This window comes from Streptomyces sp. NPDC059454 (genome assembly GCF_042749965.1).
Classification (GTDB): Bacteria; Actinomycetota; Actinomycetes; order Streptomycetales; family Streptomycetaceae; genus Streptomyces.
Map to the genome: position 1 here is coordinate 59125 of NZ_JBHYVC010000033.1, position 15942 is coordinate 75066.

At 72.2% G+C, this 15942-nt stretch carries 17 protein-coding genes; 10 read left to right on the top strand and 7 right to left on the bottom strand.

Annotated features, from left to right (window positions below; all coding sequences use genetic code 11):
• Positions 1 to 44 precede the first annotated feature (44 nt).
• From secD to ACFXAE_RS22360, 4 genes are read right to left on the bottom strand one after another with little or no spacing between them, the layout of a single operon-like run.
• Entirely contained in the window at positions 45 to 2357 is a 2313-nt protein-coding gene (gene secD, locus ACFXAE_RS22345; protein WP_384717583.1) for a protein translocase subunit SecD, read from the bottom strand.
• Positions 2358 to 2400: 43 nt separating this feature from the next.
• Positions 2401 to 2799, bottom strand: coding sequence for a hypothetical protein (locus tag ACFXAE_RS22350; protein ID WP_384717586.1), 399 nt, complete (start codon positions 2797 to 2799; stop codon positions 2401 to 2403).
• Entirely contained in the window at positions 2796 to 3482 is a 687-nt protein-coding gene (locus tag ACFXAE_RS22355) for a response regulator (protein WP_384717589.1), read from the bottom strand. The genes ACFXAE_RS22350 and ACFXAE_RS22355 overlap by 4 nt, the downstream gene beginning before the upstream one ends.
• The gene (locus tag ACFXAE_RS22360) at positions 3479 to 4447 is read right to left on the bottom strand and encodes a HAMP domain-containing sensor histidine kinase (RefSeq protein ID WP_384717639.1); all 969 of its coding nucleotides are present in this window, start codon (positions 4445 to 4447) and stop codon (positions 3479 to 3481) included. The genes ACFXAE_RS22355 and ACFXAE_RS22360 overlap by 4 nt, the downstream gene beginning before the upstream one ends.
• A 280-nt stretch (positions 4448 to 4727) precedes the next feature.
• Here ACFXAE_RS22360 and ACFXAE_RS22365 point away from each other — a divergent pair, with 280 nt between their 5' ends.
• The 8 genes from ACFXAE_RS22365 (at position 4728) to ACFXAE_RS22400 (ending at position 11551) form a co-directional block, all read left to right on the top strand.
• Positions 4728 to 5051, top strand: coding sequence for a TraR/DksA C4-type zinc finger protein (locus ACFXAE_RS22365; protein WP_384717592.1), 324 nt, complete (start codon positions 4728 to 4730; stop codon positions 5049 to 5051).
• A 40-nt stretch (positions 5052 to 5091) separates the two neighbouring features.
• A complete protein-coding gene (locus ACFXAE_RS22370; RefSeq protein ID WP_384717595.1) occupies positions 5092 to 5463 on the top strand; it encodes a TraR/DksA family transcriptional regulator in 372 nt (123 codons plus the stop codon).
• Positions 5460 to 6263 (top strand): rod shape-determining protein, encoded by an 804-nt coding sequence (locus ACFXAE_RS22375; RefSeq protein WP_384717598.1) that lies wholly within the window; start codon positions 5460 to 5462, stop codon positions 6261 to 6263. The genes ACFXAE_RS22370 and ACFXAE_RS22375 overlap by 4 nt, the downstream gene beginning before the upstream one ends.
• A 43-nt stretch (positions 6264 to 6306) precedes the next feature.
• A complete protein-coding gene (locus ACFXAE_RS22380) occupies positions 6307 to 6930 on the top strand; it encodes a hypothetical protein (RefSeq protein WP_384717601.1) in 624 nt (207 codons plus the stop codon).
• Between the two features lie 243 nt (positions 6931 to 7173).
• Positions 7174 to 7683 carry a hypothetical protein gene (locus ACFXAE_RS22385; RefSeq protein ID WP_384717604.1) on the top strand — a complete coding sequence of 170 codons (510 nt, stop codon included), beginning with the start codon at positions 7174 to 7176 and terminating at the stop codon, positions 7681 to 7683.
• Positions 7684 to 7780: 97 nt separating this feature from the next.
• Entirely contained in the window at positions 7781 to 9208 is a 1428-nt protein-coding gene (locus ACFXAE_RS22390; protein WP_384717606.1) for a flotillin family protein, read from the top strand.
• Positions 9209 to 9516: 308 nt separating this feature from the next.
• Positions 9517 to 10524 carry a glycoside hydrolase family 11 protein gene (locus ACFXAE_RS22395; protein WP_384717609.1) on the top strand — a complete coding sequence of 336 codons (1008 nt, stop codon included), beginning with the start codon at positions 9517 to 9519 and terminating at the stop codon, positions 10522 to 10524.
• Between the two features lie 25 nt (positions 10525 to 10549).
• Positions 10550 to 11551 carry a polysaccharide deacetylase family protein gene (locus ACFXAE_RS22400; RefSeq protein WP_384717612.1) on the top strand — a complete coding sequence of 334 codons (1002 nt, stop codon included), beginning with the start codon at positions 10550 to 10552 and terminating at the stop codon, positions 11549 to 11551.
• Between the two features lie 51 nt (positions 11552 to 11602).
• Here the strand turns inward: ACFXAE_RS22400 and ACFXAE_RS22405 are convergent, their stop codons facing one another.
• Together ACFXAE_RS22405 and ACFXAE_RS22410 are read right to left on the bottom strand one after the other, a co-directional pair.
• On the bottom strand, positions 11603 to 12244 hold the full coding sequence (locus ACFXAE_RS22405; RefSeq protein ID WP_384717615.1) for a dienelactone hydrolase family protein: 642 nt from the start codon (positions 12242 to 12244) through the stop codon (positions 11603 to 11605).
• 14 nt (positions 12245 to 12258) lie between these two features.
• Positions 12259 to 12684 (bottom strand): DUF2267 domain-containing protein, encoded by a 426-nt coding sequence (locus ACFXAE_RS22410; RefSeq protein ID WP_384717618.1) that lies wholly within the window; start codon positions 12682 to 12684, stop codon positions 12259 to 12261.
• Positions 12685 to 12830: 146 nt separating this feature from the next.
• On the opposite strand from ACFXAE_RS22410, the gene ACFXAE_RS22415 reads away from it, so the two are divergent.
• Positions 12831 to 13187, top strand: coding sequence for a DUF6343 family protein (locus tag ACFXAE_RS22415; protein WP_384717621.1), 357 nt, complete (start codon positions 12831 to 12833; stop codon positions 13185 to 13187).
• A 58-nt stretch (positions 13188 to 13245) separates the two neighbouring features.
• Here the strand turns inward: ACFXAE_RS22415 and ACFXAE_RS22420 are convergent, their stop codons facing one another.
• Positions 13246 to 14259: a LacI family DNA-binding transcriptional regulator gene (locus ACFXAE_RS22420; protein ID WP_384717624.1), complete on the bottom strand. Its 1014-nt coding sequence runs from the start codon at positions 14257 to 14259 to the stop codon at positions 13246 to 13248.
• A 302-nt stretch (positions 14260 to 14561) separates the two neighbouring features.
• On the opposite strand from ACFXAE_RS22420, the gene ACFXAE_RS22425 reads away from it, so the two are divergent.
• Positions 14562 to 15869, top strand: a complete 1308-nt coding sequence (locus tag ACFXAE_RS22425) for an ABC transporter substrate-binding protein (protein ID WP_384717627.1) — start codon at positions 14562 to 14564, stop codon at positions 15867 to 15869.
• Positions 15870 to 15942: the final 73 nt, after the last annotated feature.

The following is a 15942-nucleotide window of genomic DNA, read 5'->3' on the forward strand; positions in this document are numbered from 1 at the left end:
CCTCCGGGCGGCCCGCCTCCTCCGCCCGCCCCTTCGGCCCGCTCCTACCGTGCCCGTGTGGCGGCCCCGGTCCGGTCCGGGCGCTCCGCGGCGCCGGACCCGGCTCGCCCGGAACCGCCCCGGCCACGACCCCGGCCGCCCTTTCCGCCACCGGCGTACGCGCCGAGCTCGACGGCGAGCGGCGAGGCGGTCAGGACCGACGAGTACGTGCCCACGAGCATGCCGATCAGCAGCGCGAGCGCGAAGTCGGTGAGCGAGTCGCCGCCCAGCAGGGCCAGCGCGGCCAGAATGAAGATCACACCGATACCGGTGTTGACCGTACGGGGCACCGTCTGCAGGATCGCCTGGTTGGTGACCTGCGCCAGCGGTGCCTTGCCGTCCTTGCGCCACAGCTCGCGGATCCGGTCGAACACCACCACCGAGTCGTTCACCGAGTAACCGATCACGGTGAGCAGCGCGGCCAGGAACACGCCGTCGACCGGTTTGCCCAGCCAGGCGAAGACGCCGGCGAGGATCACCACGTCGTGCGCCAGGGCGGCCACCGCGCCCGCACCGAACATCCAGCGGAACCGCACGGCGAGGTACAGCAGCTGGGCACCGAGCGCCAGACCGAGCGCGATCAGCGCGTTGCGCCGCAGCTCGTCGCCGAGACTCGGGCCGATCAGCTCGTCACGGACCTTCTCCGCCCCGCCGCCGACCTCCGCGACGGCGTCGGCCACCTCGACCGCCTCCGCGTTGGTCAGCTCCTCGGTGCGCACTGTCAGCCTGTCGTCGCCGGAGGACTGCACGACCGCCTGCGGGAAGCCGGCGTCGGCCAGCGCCTTCCGGGCCCGGTCCGGGTCGACGGCGCTGCCGGTGGAGTACTCGATCAGCCGGCCGCCGGTGAACTCCACACCGAAGTTCAGCCCGCGCACCACGATGCCCGCGCCCGCGACGGCGAGCACCACGGCGGACACCGCCAGCCAGCGGCGCGGGCGCCGCATCAGCTGCGGATCGCGGCGGGTGAGGTACGTACGGACCCGGCCGATGGAGGCCAGACCGGTGACCTTCGGACGGCGGTGCACCCAGCGGCGGGCCACCGCGAACTCCGCGAGCACCCGGGTGATCACCAGGGCGCTGATCATGGAGGCGAGGACACCGATGCCCAGCGTGACACCGAAGCCCTTCACCGGACCGGACGCGAGCAGGAACAGCAGCGCCGCCGCGATCAGCGTGGTGACGTTGGAGTCGGCGATGGCGCTGAACGCGCCCTTGAAACCGGCGGTCAGGGCCGAGCGGCCGCTGGGCCGGTTGCGCTTGCCGTACTCCTCCCGGGCCCGTTCGAAGACCAGCACGTTGGCGTCCACCGCCATACCGATGGCCAGCACGAAACCGGCGAGACCGGGCAGGGTGAGGGTCGCGCCGAGGGCCGCCAGACCGGCGTAGGAGATCAGGCCGTAGCAGAGCAGGGCCAGCGTGGCCAGAACGCCCATCAGCCGGTAGACGACGATGATGAAGAGCGCGGTCAGGGAGGTGCCGACGACGGCCGCCCAGGCGCTCGCCTCGATGGCCTCGGCGCCCAGCGTCGGACCCACGGTCCGCTGCTCCACCGTCTCGACCGGCACCGGCAGGGCGCCGCCCTTGACCAGCAGGGCGAGTTCCTTGGCCTCGTCGCTGGTGAAGGAACCGGTGATCTGGGTGGACCCGCCGGTGATGCCCGCGCCACAGGCGACGGACGGGTCGACCTGGGGCGAGGAGATGATCTTGTCATCGAGCACGATCGCGACCCGCCGCTTCGGGTCACCCGCCGGGTTGCAGGCGGCCTCACCGGTCAGCCGGGCCCAGCCCTTGCCGTCCTCGAAGTCCACGGTGACGTGCCAGCCGGCACCGCTCTGCGGGTCGAAGAGGCCCTCGGCGTCCTTCACGTCCTGGCCGGTGAGCGACGCGGCGCCCAGCCGGAGCCGCTCGCCGGACTCGTCGGGCAGTAGCCGTTCGCCCTTCTCCTGCGGCTCGTCGGACCCGGTGGCGACGCCGAGCACCGGGTGGACGGAGAGCTGCGCGGTACGGCCGAGGACGTCGGCGGCCTTGCGCGGATCCTGTACGCCGGGCAGCTCGACGATGATCCGGTTGTCCCCGGAGCGGACGATGCCCGGTTCGGCGACGCCGAGCGCGTCGACACGGCCGCGCAGCACCTCCAGGGTGCGGTCGGTGGCCTCCCCGTCGGCCTTCACGGTCTCGGTGGAACGGGTCTCCAGCACGATCTGGGTGCCGCCCCGCAGATCCAGGCCCAGACGGACCGGAACGGTGACGGCGACGAACACGGACACGGCGATCACGGCGAGCGCGAACAACGCCCTGACGCGGGCGGGACGTTTCACAGATGCCTCCAGCAGGCACGCGGGAAAAGGGAAGAGGGGAATCTCAGGTGCTGGAGGCCGGGGGCGGGGCGCGCCCCAGGTCCGACGGCGTGTGCGCGGCGGCGGTCGGCGCGTGCCCGGCCACCGGCGCGGGCCGGGTCGGCCGGGGCGGAACCGGCGGCGTGTGCGCCGCGGTGAAGAGCAGGTGCCCGGCGGGCACCGTCCGCCCGCCGGCGTCCCGCTCCGGCCTGGTGAGCAGGGTGCGGGCGCCGACGTAGGCGTCGTCGCCGTACGGGCGGGTGTCGGACTGCTGCGCCGACGGGGTGGGCGAAGCGGTGGCGGGGACGAGTTCCGTGCCGTGGACGAACCCGAGGGCCAGCAGCACGGCCGCGAACGCGGCGAGGGCCGCCGCGGCGGCCCGGAACGGGAGGCGGGCGGAGCGTCCCCGCCGGTCGGCGGTCAAGGCTCGACGAGCCCGGCGCGGATGGCGTAACGGGTCAGTTCGAGGCGGTCCCGCAGCCCCAGCTTGTGCAGCAGGTTCTCACGGTGCCGCTGCACCGTCTTGACGCTGATGAACAGCAGCTCGGCGATCTCCTTCGACGAGTGGCCCTCGGCGACGAGCTTGAGCACCTCCTCCTCGCGCGGGGTCAGCAACTGCTCCGGCGCCTCCTCGCCGTGCCGCACCCGGTCGAGGTAGTTGCGGATCAGGGCGGTCACCGCCCCCGGGTACAGGAACGGCTCGTCCCGCATCGCGGCCCGGCAGGCGGCGACCAGATCGCGGTCCGCGACGGACTTCAGCACATAACCGCCGGCCCCGGCCTTGAGCGCCTGGAACAGGTACTGCTCGTTGTCGTGCATCGTCAGCATCAGGATGCGCAGCCCGGGCTTCAGCGCGGTCAGCTCGCGGGCGGCCTGCAGACCGGTCAGCCGCGGCATGGCGATGTCCAGGACGGCCAGGTCGACGTCGTGGGTGCGGGCCATGGCGATCGCCTCCGCGCCGTCACCCGCCTCGGCGACCACCTCCAGGTCCGGTTCCCGGTCGAGGATGAGCCGCACGCCGCGCCGCACCAGCGCGTGGTCGTCGGCGAGCAGGATCCGGATCGTCGGGTCCGTCCGGTGGTCGTCGTGGGTGTCCTGGTGGTTCATGACTGCTTCCTGGGGGTGGGCACGGTCAGCCGGATCCGGGTGCCGGCCGGTGGCACGGAGGTCTCGTCGGAGCCGGAGATGTCCAGCCCGGCCCCGATCAGCAGGGCCCGTTCCCGCATCCCGCGGAGCCCGGCGCCCTCGCGCGCGGCCCCGATGCCGCGGCCGTCGTCGGCCACTTCGAGGACGACGCGCCCGTCGGCGGCGCGCAGGCTCACCTCCACGCACCGGGCCTCGGCATGCCGCGCGGCGTTGGTCAGGCTCTCCTGAGCCACCCGGTAGATCACCAGCTCCGTCTCGTGGTCGAGAGCGGGCAGATCGGAGTCGAAGCGGCGCCGCACGCGCAGCCCGGTGTGCGTGGCGAACTCGGTGGCCAGCGAGGTGACCGCGCTGACCAGGCCCAGATCGTCCAGGACGCCCGGACGCAGCCGGCGCACCAGCCGGCGCACCTCGTCGAGGCTCTCCCGGGTGATCTCCTGCGCCTGCTGGAGTTCACCGCGCAGCGGCTCCGAGGCCTCGTCGGCCGCCCGCTTCAGGGCCAGCAGCACGGCGGTCATGCTCTGCCCGACCTCGTCGTGCAGCTCCTGGGCGATCCGGCGCCGCTCACCCTCCTGGGCGAGAATGGCGCGGGCGCTGCTCGCGACGCGTTCCCCCTCCAGCCGCTCCAGCATCGAATTGAACGTGCTGACCAGCTCGGCGACCTCACCGCCACCGCGCACGGGCAGCCGCTGACCGGGACGCAGCAGGTCCACGGTGGTCATCAGCCGCGTCACCCGGTCCAGCGGGGCGAGCCCGATGCGCAGCAGGGCCGCGTTGGCGACGAGCATGACGACGAGCCCGCCCACCAGGATCACCGCCTCGGTGAGCAGCACCGGAACGGACACGGTCACCGGAGCCCACAGCAGCAGCGCGGTGGCACTGCCCAGCACCACCGCGTTGAGCCCGAAGATCCGCCAGTACAGGGACACGGAGGTCACGCCTTCCTCTTTCTCGTCTGCCTCTACTGTCGGTCACCGCGCCTTTGAACGCGGCTGCGGCCCCCTTGTCCCGGCGGACACCGGCCAGCGTGCACCAGGAACGTGCTCCGGTCGATGGGCCCCGCGCCCCATTTCCCGCGGCCCGCCCGACCCATGCCGCGCGGGGTGGGTCCTCGGACCCCGCGCAGATGGGTACCGCGCCCGATGGGCGCCCAGGCGGAAACGGGCGAGGGTGAGGACATCACCCGTACGTCACCGAGGAGGACCGTCCGTGTCGCTCGACCTGCCCCGCACCGAACCCCGCTCCGCCCACCCGGCCGCCGACGAGGTCCGCCGGCGCCTCGAACACGCCCGTACGACCCGGCTGGCGCAGCTCAAGGCCCTCGACGAAACGGGGCAGAGTCCCGGCGACCACCTGATGTCCAACCAGAAGGACGCCATCAAGCGTGTCCTGACGGAGATCGACGAGGCCTTCGCGCGCGTCGACGACGGCACCTACGGCAGCTGCCTGGGCTGTTCCAAGGCCGTACCGGCGGAGCGGCTGGAGATCCTCCCGCACACCCGGTACTGCGTCGCCTGCCAGCGCCGCGCCTAGGCCCTTTCCTCCTCTCCCGCTCTGCCCAAGGGGTGCAGTGGTGACCCACCAGACCATCGGCGAGCGCGACACGGTCCTCACCGCCGAGGACCTCGCCGCGCTGCGCGAGAACCTGTGCGAGCAGCGGCTGTTCCGGCAGGAGCAGCTGCGGCAGTTCGCCGCCCACTCCTCGAACCGTGCCGACGACCGGCGCCGGGAGGCGGACGCCGCCCGGATCGAGGTCGGCGTCAAGCTCGCGGCGTCCGCCCGCATGGTGCTCGCCGATGTCGAGGCGGCGCTCGCCCGGATGGACTCCGGGCAGTACGGCACCTGCCACCTGTGCCGCCGCACCGTCGAACGCCACCGCCTGCTGATCGTCCCCCAGGCCCGCTACTGCGGGCGCTGCCAGCAGGTGAGGGAGGCCGGCCGGTGACCGTGATCCGGCGTTCCCTCCCGGCACCGGTACGGCACCGGCACTGGCCGCTGTGCCGGCGCTGCTCGGGTATCGCTCTCGACCTGGGCAGCGCCCGCACACGTGCGTGGATCGCCGGGCGGGGCATGGTCCTCGACGTGCCCACCGTGACCTTCCCGGGCACCGGCGCCGTCCACCCCATCCAGCGCGGCACCATCGTCGACACCCCGGGTACGGCCCGGATGCTGGAGCGGCTGCTCGGGCACCGGCTGCCCCGGCTCGGCCGCCCGCTGGTCGTCGTCACGGCGCCGGTCCTGGACGGGCTCGCCTTCCGGACCGCCGCCCGCACGGCCGTCGAGATCCTCCGCCCGCGCGCCGTACTGACCGTCCCCGGCGCCCGTGCCGTGGCCCTGGCGGCGGGCGCCGACCACATCCGGCCGCTGCTCGTCGTGGACATCGGCGCCCACCTCACCGAGGTGGTGCTGCTCGCGGACGGCGCGGTCACCGACGCCCGCCGCACCGCGCTGGGCACCACCGACCTCGCCGACGGCACGCCACCCGGCGACATCACCGCGGCGGTGGCCGACATGGTGACCGCGATGCTGCGGCAGGACCGCACCGCGCTCACCCGTACCGCCCTGCGCCGGGGAGTCCTCCTGGCCGGCGGCGGCGCGCTGCGCCCCGACATCACCCGCGGCCTCCCCGCCGGCCTCGGCTGCGCGGTCCAGCAGGTCCCGTCGCCGCACACCGCCGCCGTCCGGGGCGCCGCCGGCCTCCTCGCCTCGGCGCACCACCACCCCTCGGTCACCGACAGGGTCTGACCGACCCGACTGCCCGTGCCCCGCCACCGGAAGGAGTCCTGACGTGGCCGGCGAGATCCCTCCGGCACAGCCGCCCCCCGGCCCGCCCCCGCGCCCCCTGCTGTGGCGCTGGCGGCACAACCCCCTGCGCCGCCGCACCGACACCCTCCACGCCTGGATCGGCCTCGGGGCGCTGATCGCCGTACTGGCCGTGGCGCCCGTGGCCGCCGTCCTCGTCGGCGACGCCGCCCGCCGGCACTACGAGGACACCGCCCGCCACCAGAACCTCACCCGGTACGAGACCACCGGGACCCTCACCGCGGACGCCCCCCGCCATCCGGAGCCGGGATCGGACGAGGAGAAGAAGACCCGCTACCCGGCCGAGGTCCGCGTCGTCACCCGGGAGGGGCGGACCCGCACCACGCGGACCGAGGTGCAGCCGGGGCTGACCGCCGACAACACCGTCCGCCTCTGGATCACCGCCGACGGCGAGGCGACGGACCCGCCGCTCACCCGCGAGCAGGTCCGCAGCCGCACCATGGGCTGGGCCCTCCTCGCCGCCATCGGCGTCGCCCTCACCGGCGCAGCCGCCCACGCCCTGACCGGTCTGGCCCTGCGCCGCCGCAACCTCGCCGACTGGGACACGGCCTGGGCGGAGACGGCCCCGCGCTGGACAACTCCTACGTGAGACGGTGAACTGCCGGAGACGGGCAACGGGTTCGCCGTAGGCGGTCGCCGTGCGGGCCCTTGTGCGGGGCACCGCGTTACCCGCTGTCGCCCCGGCGGTCCGAAGTAGGGGCGGAACCTCGGCGTCCGGGCGAAGGCGGCATCAAAGAAGCGTAAAGATTGCCGAGTTCTGGCAATGTCCGGTGGCCGGATCGCATGGGACCATACGGGGGCGGGGAGGACGTCGAGCGAAAGCGGGGCCCCCATGGAGTGGTTCGTGGGTCTCGGTGTCGCGGGGCTGGCTCTGCTGCTGCTCTCGCTGATCTTCGACGGGATCCTCGAAGGCGTCTTCGGCGGCGTGCTGGACGGGCTGTTCGACGGGCTGCTGTCGCTGCCGGTGATCGCCGGGTTCGTGTCCATGCTCGGCTTCGGCGGCGCGATCGTGCTCGGCACCACGGGCCTCGGGGTCACGGGGGCGACCGCGGCCGGCGCGGCGGCGGGGGTCGCCGCGGGCTGGCTGACCTGGAAGTTCAGCCGGGTCCTGATGCGGGACCAGACCGACGCCACACCACGGGGCGGTGACCTCGTCGGCACCTCGGGTTCCGTGGTGACCGCCATCCCGGCCGAGGGGTACGGCGAGGTGCTGGTGCATCTCGCCGGACAGCCGCTGAAGCTCGCCGCGAAGTGCTCGGTGCCCGTGGCCCGGGGGGCCGAGGTCTGGGTCGAGTCGGCGCTGTCCGCGACCTCGGTCGCGGTCCGCCCGGTCGAGCGCTGACGGACACGGCACGCCAGGCCGCGCCGCCCCTTCCCGCGTCCGTTCCCGATCCGATCCGAACCGCCGTCCCTCGGGAGGGCTGAGGGGATACACCAGCATGAGCCCAGTACTGATCGCCGTGGTCGGAGTCGTCGTACTCGTCGTCCTGCTGGCCCTCGTGGTGGTCACCCGCTACAAGGTGGCGGGACCCAGCGAGGCGTTCATCGTCACCGGACGGCGCGGCAAGAAGTCCACCGACCCCGAGACCGGCCGGATCTTCACCGACAACAGCGGACAGAAGGTCGTGGTCGGCGGCGGTGTCTTCGTCGTGCCCTTCGTCCAGCAGAAGTTCACCCTCGACCTGTCCAGCCGGCACATCCCGGTCGCCGTCCGCGGCGCGGTCACGCTGCGCGGTGTGAAGGCCAACCTGGAGGGCGTCGCCATCGTCAAGGTCGGCGGCACCGAGGACTCGATCCGCGCCGCCGCCCAGCGCTTCCTGCAACAGCAGAAGGGCATCGTCGGGTTCACCCAGGAGGTGCTGTCCGGCGCGCTGCGCTCCATCGTCGGGCGGATGTCGGTCGAGGACATCATCCGTGACCGCGCCGCCTTCGCCGGCCAGGTGGCCGAGGAGGCCGAGGCCAGCCTCTCCGGGCAGGGTCTGGTGCTGGACGCGTTCCAGATCCAGGACATCACCACCGAGGGCTCCTACCTGGAGGACCTCGGCCGTCCCGAGGCCGCCCGCGCCAAGCAGGAGGCCGACATCGCCGAGGCCGTCGCCCGGCGCGCCTCCGAGCAGGCCCGGCTCAAGGCCGAGGAGGAGATCGCGATCGCGCAGCGCACCTTCGCCCTGAAGCAGGCCGAGATCAAGGCCGAGACGGACGAGGCCGCCGCCCGCGCCAATGCCGCCGGACCGCTCGCCGAGGCGGCCCGGCAGCAGGAGGTCCTGCAGGAGCAGGAGAAGGTCGCCACCCGGCAGGCCGCGCTGACCGACCGCGAGCTGGACACCAAGGTCCGCAAGCCCGCCGACGCCGCCCGCTACCGGGCCGAGCAGGAGGCGGAGGCCCGCCGTATCGCCCTGGTCAAGGAGGCCGAGGCGGCCGCCGAGCGGGCCAGGCTCACCGGTGAGGGCGAGAAGGCCCAGCGCGCGGCCCTCGCCGACGCCGTACGCATCGAGGGTGACGCCGAGGCGGCCGCGATCGCCGCGAAGGGCGCGGCGGAGGCCGACGCCATGCACAAGAAGGCCGACGCCTTCGAGCGGTACGGCGACGCGGCCGTGCTCCAGATGCTGGTCGAGGTGCTGCCGCAGGTCGTCGGCAAGGCCGCCGAGCCGCTGGCCGCCGTGGACAAGCTGACCGTCATCTCCACCGACGGCGCGGGCCGGCTCCCGCGCGCGGTCGCCGACAACGTCGCCCAGGGCATGGAACTGCTCAGCTCCACCACGGGCGTCGACCTCGCCCAGCTCCTCCAGGGGCTCACCCGGCGCGGTACGCCGACGGCTCCCGCTCCCGTCGAGCCCGGCAACGGGAAGGTCGACATCACCGACTGACGAACCCTTCCCACCCGCGGAGCCCGGACACCGGACAGGTGTCCGGGCTCCGCGGCGTTCCGATATCCCGTCTTCGAAACTTTCGCTGTCTGTGTATAAGAGTTCGATGGGTACCTCGCTCTCATTGCGGCTTCAGTCAACTCGACCGGTTCAATACTTGCGTTGAGCTGGAAAAATGCGAATCCTCCTCCTCTCTTGATCGAGCGAAGATTTCGAAACATTCACCGAAACAGTTGACGGTTGACGCGCACAGACCAACACTGTCCGGCATCGAACCTCCCGCCGAGCCGTCACAGGAGGCGCACCACATGAACGTGTCCACCCATCCGAGGGGCCGCAGACGCGGCCGCCTGCTGCTCAGCGTCAGAAGTGTCTGGACCATCGCGCTGGCCGCCGTCACCGCGCTGCTCCTGACCGCCACCACCGCCACCGCCGCCGTCACCACGAACCAGACCGGCACCAACAACGGCTGGTGGTACTCGTTCTGGACCGACTCCCAGGGAACCGTCTCCATGGACCTGGGGTCCGGCGGCAACTACGGCACCCAGTGGAGGAACACCGGCAACTTCGTCGCCGGCAAGGGCTGGAGCACCGGCGGTCGCAAGACCGTCAACTACTCCGGCTCCTTCAACCCGTCCGGCAACGCGTACCTGACGCTCTACGGATGGACCACCGGCCCGCTCATCGAGTACTACATCGTCGACAACTGGGGCACCTACCGGCCCACCGGCGAGTACAAGGGCACCGTCACCACCGACGGCGGCACGTACGACATCTACAAGACGACCCGGTACAACGCCCCCTCCATCGAGGGCACCAGGACCTTCGACCAGTACTGGAGCGTTCGGCAGTCGAAGCGCACCGGCGGCACCATCACCAGCGGCAACCACTTCGACGCGTGGGCCGGCAAGGGGATGAACCTGGGCAACCACAACTACATGATCATGGCCACCGAGGGCTACCAGAGCAGCGGCAGCTCCAACATCACGGTGAGTGAAGGCGGTTCCGGCGGTGGCGGTGGCGGTGGCGGTGGCGGCGGTGGCAACACCGGCGGCTGCAACGCGACCCTGTCGGCCGGTGAGAAGTTCGGCGACCGCTACAACCTCAACGTCTCGGTGAGCGGTTCCAGCAACTGGACCGTGACGATGAAGGTCCCCTCCCCGGCGAAGGTCTCCTCGACCTGGAACGTCAGCACGTCCTACCCCGACAGCCAGACGCTCGTCGCCAAGCCCAACGGCAGCGGCAACAACTGGGGCACCACGATCCAGACCAACGGCAACTGGACCTGGCCGACGGTCTCCTGCAGCGCAGGCTGAACCCCCACAAGGAGGAGCACCGCAGATGACCACCGGAAAACGGCAGCCCGCCACCCGGTCCCTGGTGTCGGGGCTGGCCGTCGCCGCACTGACCCTGGCGGGCACCGCCACCGCGACGCTCGACGCCGCACCGGCGCACGCCGCCGCCTGCAACGGCTACGTCGGACTCACCTTCGACGACGGCCCGTCCACCGGCACCACCATGAGCCTGCTCAACGCGCTGAAGCAGAACGGGCTGCGGGCCACGATGTTCAACCAGGGCCAGTACGCCGCCGCCAACCCCTCCCTGGTCAAGGCCCAGGTCGACGCCGGCATGTGGGTCGCCAACCACAGCTACACCCACCCGCACATGACCCAGCTGAGCCAGGCGCAGATGGACTCGGAGATCTCCCGCACCCAGCAGGCGATCGCGAACGCCGGCGGCGGCACACCCAAGCTGTTCCGTCCGCCGTACGGCGAGACCAACTCGACGCTGCGCGCGGTCGAGGCCAAGTACGGCCTGACCGAGATCATCTGGGACGTCGACTCGCAGGACTGGAACAACGCGAGCACCGACGCCATCGTGCAGGCCGCCTCCCGGCTCACCGACGGCCAGGTCATCCTGATGCACGACTGGCCGGCCAACACCATCGCCGCGATCCCGCGCATCGCGCAGAACCTGGCCTCCCGGGGCCTGTGCGCCGGCATGATCTCCCCACAGACCGGCCGCGCCGTCGCCCCCGACGGTTCCGGCGGCGGGGGAGGAGGCGGTGGTGGTGGCACCGGGTGCACCGCGACCCTGTCCGCGGGCAGCCGTTGGGGCGACCGCTACAACCTCAACGTCTCGGTCGGCGGCGGCAGCGACTGGACGGTGACCATGAAGGTGCCGTCCCCGGCGAAGGTCTCCTCGACCTGGAACGTCAGCACCGCCTACCCCGACAGCCAGACGCTCGTCGCCAAGCCCAACGGCAGCGGGAACAACTGGGGGGTGACGATCCAGACCAACGGCAACTGGAACTGGCCGACCGTCTCCTGCAGCACGGGCTGAGCCCGGGGCGTGCCGCGGCACACACCGTGCCGCGGCTCGCCCCGTGCCCGCTCAGAGATGCGCGCGGAACCAGCCGGCGGCGAGTTCGGCGACCTGCTCCAGCGCGCCGGGTTCGGGAAAGAGGTGGGTCGCGCCGGGCACCACATGGACCCGGTGCTCGGCCGACAGCTTGGCGGCGGCCTCATGGTTGAGGCCGAGCACCGTCTCGTCGTCACCGCCCACCACGAGCAGCACCGGGCACGCGACCAGGTCGAGCGCGTCGCCCGCCAGGTCCGGCCGTCCGCCCCGCGACACGATCGCCGAGACCCGCCTGGGACGCTCGGCGGCGGCCACCAGTGCCGCCGCCGCTCCCGTACTGGCCCCGAACAGGCCCACGGGGAGATCCACGGCGTCCGGGCGCTGCTCCAGCCAGTCGACGGCATGGGCCAGCCGCCGGGCCAGCAGGCCGATGTCGAAGCGGTGCCGGCCCGTCGCGTCGTCCTCGCGTTCCTCCTCCCGGGTGAGCAGATCCAGCAGCAGCGTGCCGAAGCCCGCCCCCTGCAACGCGGAAGCGACCGCCCGGTTGCGGGGGCTGAGCCGGGAGCTGCCGCTGCCGTGCGCGAACAGCACCATCCCGCGCGCCCCGGCGGGCAGCACGAGGTCCCCGGACAGCGCCGCCGCACCCGAGGGGACCGTCACGGACTCGGAGACCATGCCCGGTCACCTCCTCAGTCGGTGTTCTCGGCGGCACGGCCCACGGGCAGCAGGCCGCCGATGTCCTTGGGCAGCGCGGCGGCCATCTTCTCCATGAGTTCCGGGGTGAGGGCCGCGTCGAGCACTTCCAGTACGGCGGCGGCCTCGCGCACGGCCGCGTCCTCGTCGGTCTCCGCGCGACCGGCGATCCGTCCGGCGAACGTCGTCAGGTCGAAGCGCTCGCCCGAGGCCGTCGTCGGTCCGTCGGCGGGGGAGTCCTTGGCCTGCCGCATGGGCGCGGCCAAGGTCGGCGGCAACTGGGCCGCCACGTGGTGCGTCAGCCCGGACGGCAGCCGTTCGGCCAGCGTGCTCAGCACCGCCCGGGTCGCCCGCTCGGACGATCCCCGATCCGGCAGCCGGGTGAGAGCCTGCACTTTTCCGATGAACTCATCGTGCTGCATGAGGCGCCGTCCTTCCTCATGGTGCGGTTGTCGGCGGTCGGGCAAGGGGCGAGTACCCGCAACGGGCGCGCACCAACGACCGCCGGTTTGTCACCGGCGGCGAGGGCCACCCGGCCGACGCGAACCCGGCGGAGGAGGTGTCCGACGTGCGTGACCCACGTACCGGTCCCACCCGCGAGCCGGTCTCCCGGGCCCGCTTCGGAACGATCGGCCGCCGCTCCCCGCGGACCGGCACCGAACCGGTCACCGCGCGGAGCCCGCTGCGCCTGCGCCTGCTGCTCGCCGCGGTCTTCCTGCCCCTCTTCCTCGCGGGCACCGCGCTGTTCGGCGCCTGGGCCGCGGGGTCCGACGCCGGCGACAGCCCCGGCCGGGGCCCGCTGATCCTGCTCGCCGTCGTCTGCGGCGTGCTCGCGCTGACGGCCCTCCTGGACCTGATGGCCGTACTGCGCCGACTGCGACGGGAACGGGGCACCGCCCGGCAAGCGGCCGGCGGTCGTGGGTGACCGGTTCGCAGGAGGGCCGTGCGCGGGCGGCCCGCCCCTCACCTCCGCGAGAGCCCCGCTACGACGACTCCCGCACCACCAGCTCCGTGGGCAGCGTCCGCTGCTGCCGGGGTCCGCCCTGCTGGGTGATGCCGGTGAGGATCCGGGCCATGGTGCGGCCGATCTCCTCCACCGGCTGGCGTACGGTCGTCAGCGGTGGGGCGGTGTGGCGGGCGAGGATGGAGTCCTCGTAGCCGACGACGGCGACATCGTCGGGGACCCGCAGTCTCCGCCGGCGCAATTCGGCCAGGGCGCCGACCGCCATGAGGTCGGAGGCGGCGAAGACGGCGTCCAGGTCCGGGGCGCGTTCAAGTAGCGAACGCATGGCCCGGCAGGCGCCTTCCTCCGTGAAGTCACCCTCCTCGACCAGGAGTTCGTCCGTCGGCACCCCCGCCTCCCGGTGCGCGGTGCGCCAGCCGGCGAGCCGGCTGCGGCCGACGTCCATGTCCAGCGGGCCGGTGATCGTGGCGATCCGGGTCCTGCCGCGGTGCAGCAGGTGCCGCACCGCCGCGGTCGCGCCCCCGGCGTTGTCGGAGTCGACGTAGCTCAGCCGCTCGCCCGCGTCGCGGCGGCCGGCCAGCACGGTCGGCAGGCCCATCTCCTCGAGCATGCCCGGCAGCCGGTCGTCGGCGTGCACGGAGACCAGCAGGACGCCGTCCACGCGGTGCGTGGCCACCGTCTCGGTGAGCTGGTCGCGCTCGGCCTGGTCGCGGACGAGCATCAGCTGCAGCTGGGTCCGGCTCTCCGCGAGGGCGCCGCTGACACCGCGGATCAGCGCGGCGAAGAACGGTTCCGAACCGAGCCGGCTCTCCGACTCCGGGATCACCAGGGCCACCGCGTTGGTGCGGTTGGTCACCAGGCCGCGGGCGACCGAGTTGGGGACGTAGTTCAGTTCCTTGATCGCGGCCAGGACCCGCTCGCGGGCGTCGGCACTGACCAGGTCCGAGCCGTTGACGACGCGGGAGACCGTGGTACGGCCCACGCCGGCGCGGGCCGCGACCGTTTTGATGGTCGGACGGCGGTTGCCGCTCATGTGCTCCCCCCTGGGCGGCCGCGGTGGCGATGCCCGCCGCGGAGGTGACCTGCGGCAATTCTTGCAGACACCGCCGTCGGCACAGCACCCCCCGGGGGCGGGACGGCGGACGCGGGGCCCGGTACGGGACGACGAGTTGGTTTCAAGTTATTGACAGACCTATCCGCTAGCCATGAGTCTTCGTTGCGCGGTGGGAACGTGCCCACCCCGGAATGGGTACGTTCCCATCCCTATCAGAGCCGCTGTAGTCATCGCAGAACTTGTCACTCCGATGTGTCAGCGCCGTCGCTAGGAGGAGATCCATGGGCACTCACGGTTCGTTGCGCAGGAAGGCAGTGGCGACAGTCGCGGCCGCCGGCGCGCTGGCACTGGTCGTCGGCTGCGGCGGCAGCGACGACTCGGTCACCGGCGGTGGCAAGAAGGACGGCAAGGTCACCATCACCATGGGCCTGTTCGGTGTGATGGGCCTCAAGGAGACCGGCCTTCTCGAGCAGTACGAGAAGGAGAACCCCGAGGTCGACATCAAGGCCGAGATCGCCGGTGACGAGCAGACGTACTACCCCGCGCTGCAGACCAGGCTCGCGGCCGGCAAGGGCCTGAAGGACATCCAGGGCATCGAGATCGGCCGGGCCAAGGAGATCACCGAGACCCAGGCGGACAAGTTCGCGGACTTCGCCGGCATGGCGGGCACCGACCACTTCCTGCCCTGGAAGCAGTCCCAGATCAGCACCGCGGACGGCAAGGTGCTGGGCCTGGGCACCGACATCGGCCCGATGGCAGTCTGCTACCGCAAGGACCACTTCGAGCAGGCCGGCCTGCCCACCGACCGCGAAGAGGTCGGCAAGCTGTGGGAGGGCGACTGGAAGAAGTACGTCGAGGTCGGCCGCACCTTCAAGAAGAACTTCAAGGGAGACAAGGTGGCGTTCACGGACTCGGCCAGCGGCCTGTTCAACGCCATGGTCTACGGCTACCCCGAGCAGTACTACGACGAGAAGGGCGAGCTGATCTACGACAAGAACCCGGTCGTCAAGGATGCCTGGGGTCTTGCCTCCGACGCCGCGGAGGAGGGGCTGACCGCCAAGCTCCGCCAGTTCCAGCCGGGCTGGGACCCCGGCCTGGCCAACGGCACGTTCGCGACCGCCGTGTGCCCGGCCTGGATGCTCAGCCACATCAGCGAGAAGGCCGGTGAGGCCAACAAGGGCAAGTGGGACGTCGCCCGGGCGCCCAAGGGCGCCAACTGGGGCGGTTCCTTCCTCGGGGTGATCGAGAAGAGCCCGGTGAAGGAGGAGGCCATGAAGCTCGTCGCCTGGCTGACCGCGCCGGAGCAGCAGGCCCACATCTTCAAGGAGATCGGCAACATCCCGTCCTCCCAGGACGCCCTGGAGAACGCCGACGTGAAGGACGCCACGTCGGAGTACTTCGACAACGCCCCGATCGGCCAGATCTTCGGTGCCGCCGCGCAGGAGATCCCGGACAAGCAGGTTCTCGGCCGCAAGGACGGCACGATCAAGGACACCTTCTCCCAGGGCCTGGCCCTGGTCGAGCAGGGCACCTCGCGCGACGAGGCGTGGAAGACCACCACGGAGCGCATCGAGAAGGCGGTCGGCTGACCCGACGCCTCCCGCAGCCGCCCGGGCCCGTTCGGCAAACCGCCGCCGGGCCCGGGGCCCGGCTCACCCAACC

Coding starts and splice junctions, on each gene's coding strand:
- ACFXAE_RS22425 (WP_384717627.1), top strand. CDS start 14,562: ATGGGCACTCACGGTTCGTTGCGCAGGAAGGCAGTGGCGACAGTCGCG.
- ACFXAE_RS22400 (WP_384717612.1), top strand. CDS start 10,550: ATGACCACCGGAAAACGGCAGCCCGCCACCCGGTCCCTGGTGTCGGGG.
- ACFXAE_RS22405 (WP_384717615.1), bottom strand. CDS start 12,244: ATGGTCTCCGAGTCCGTGACGGTCCCCTCGGGTGCGGCGGCGCTGTCC.
- ACFXAE_RS22390 (WP_384717606.1), top strand. CDS start 7,781: ATGAGCCCAGTACTGATCGCCGTGGTCGGAGTCGTCGTACTCGTCGTC.
- ACFXAE_RS22355 (WP_384717589.1), bottom strand. CDS start 3,482: ATGAACCACCAGGACACCCACGACGACCACCGGACGGACCCGACGATC.
- ACFXAE_RS22410 (WP_384717618.1), bottom strand. CDS start 12,684: ATGCAGCACGATGAGTTCATCGGAAAAGTGCAGGCTCTCACCCGGCTG.
- ACFXAE_RS22395 (WP_384717609.1), top strand. CDS start 9,517: ATGAACGTGTCCACCCATCCGAGGGGCCGCAGACGCGGCCGCCTGCTG.
- ACFXAE_RS22385 (WP_384717604.1), top strand. CDS start 7,174: ATGGAGTGGTTCGTGGGTCTCGGTGTCGCGGGGCTGGCTCTGCTGCTG.
- ACFXAE_RS22420 (WP_384717624.1), bottom strand. CDS start 14,259: ATGAGCGGCAACCGCCGTCCGACCATCAAAACGGTCGCGGCCCGCGCC.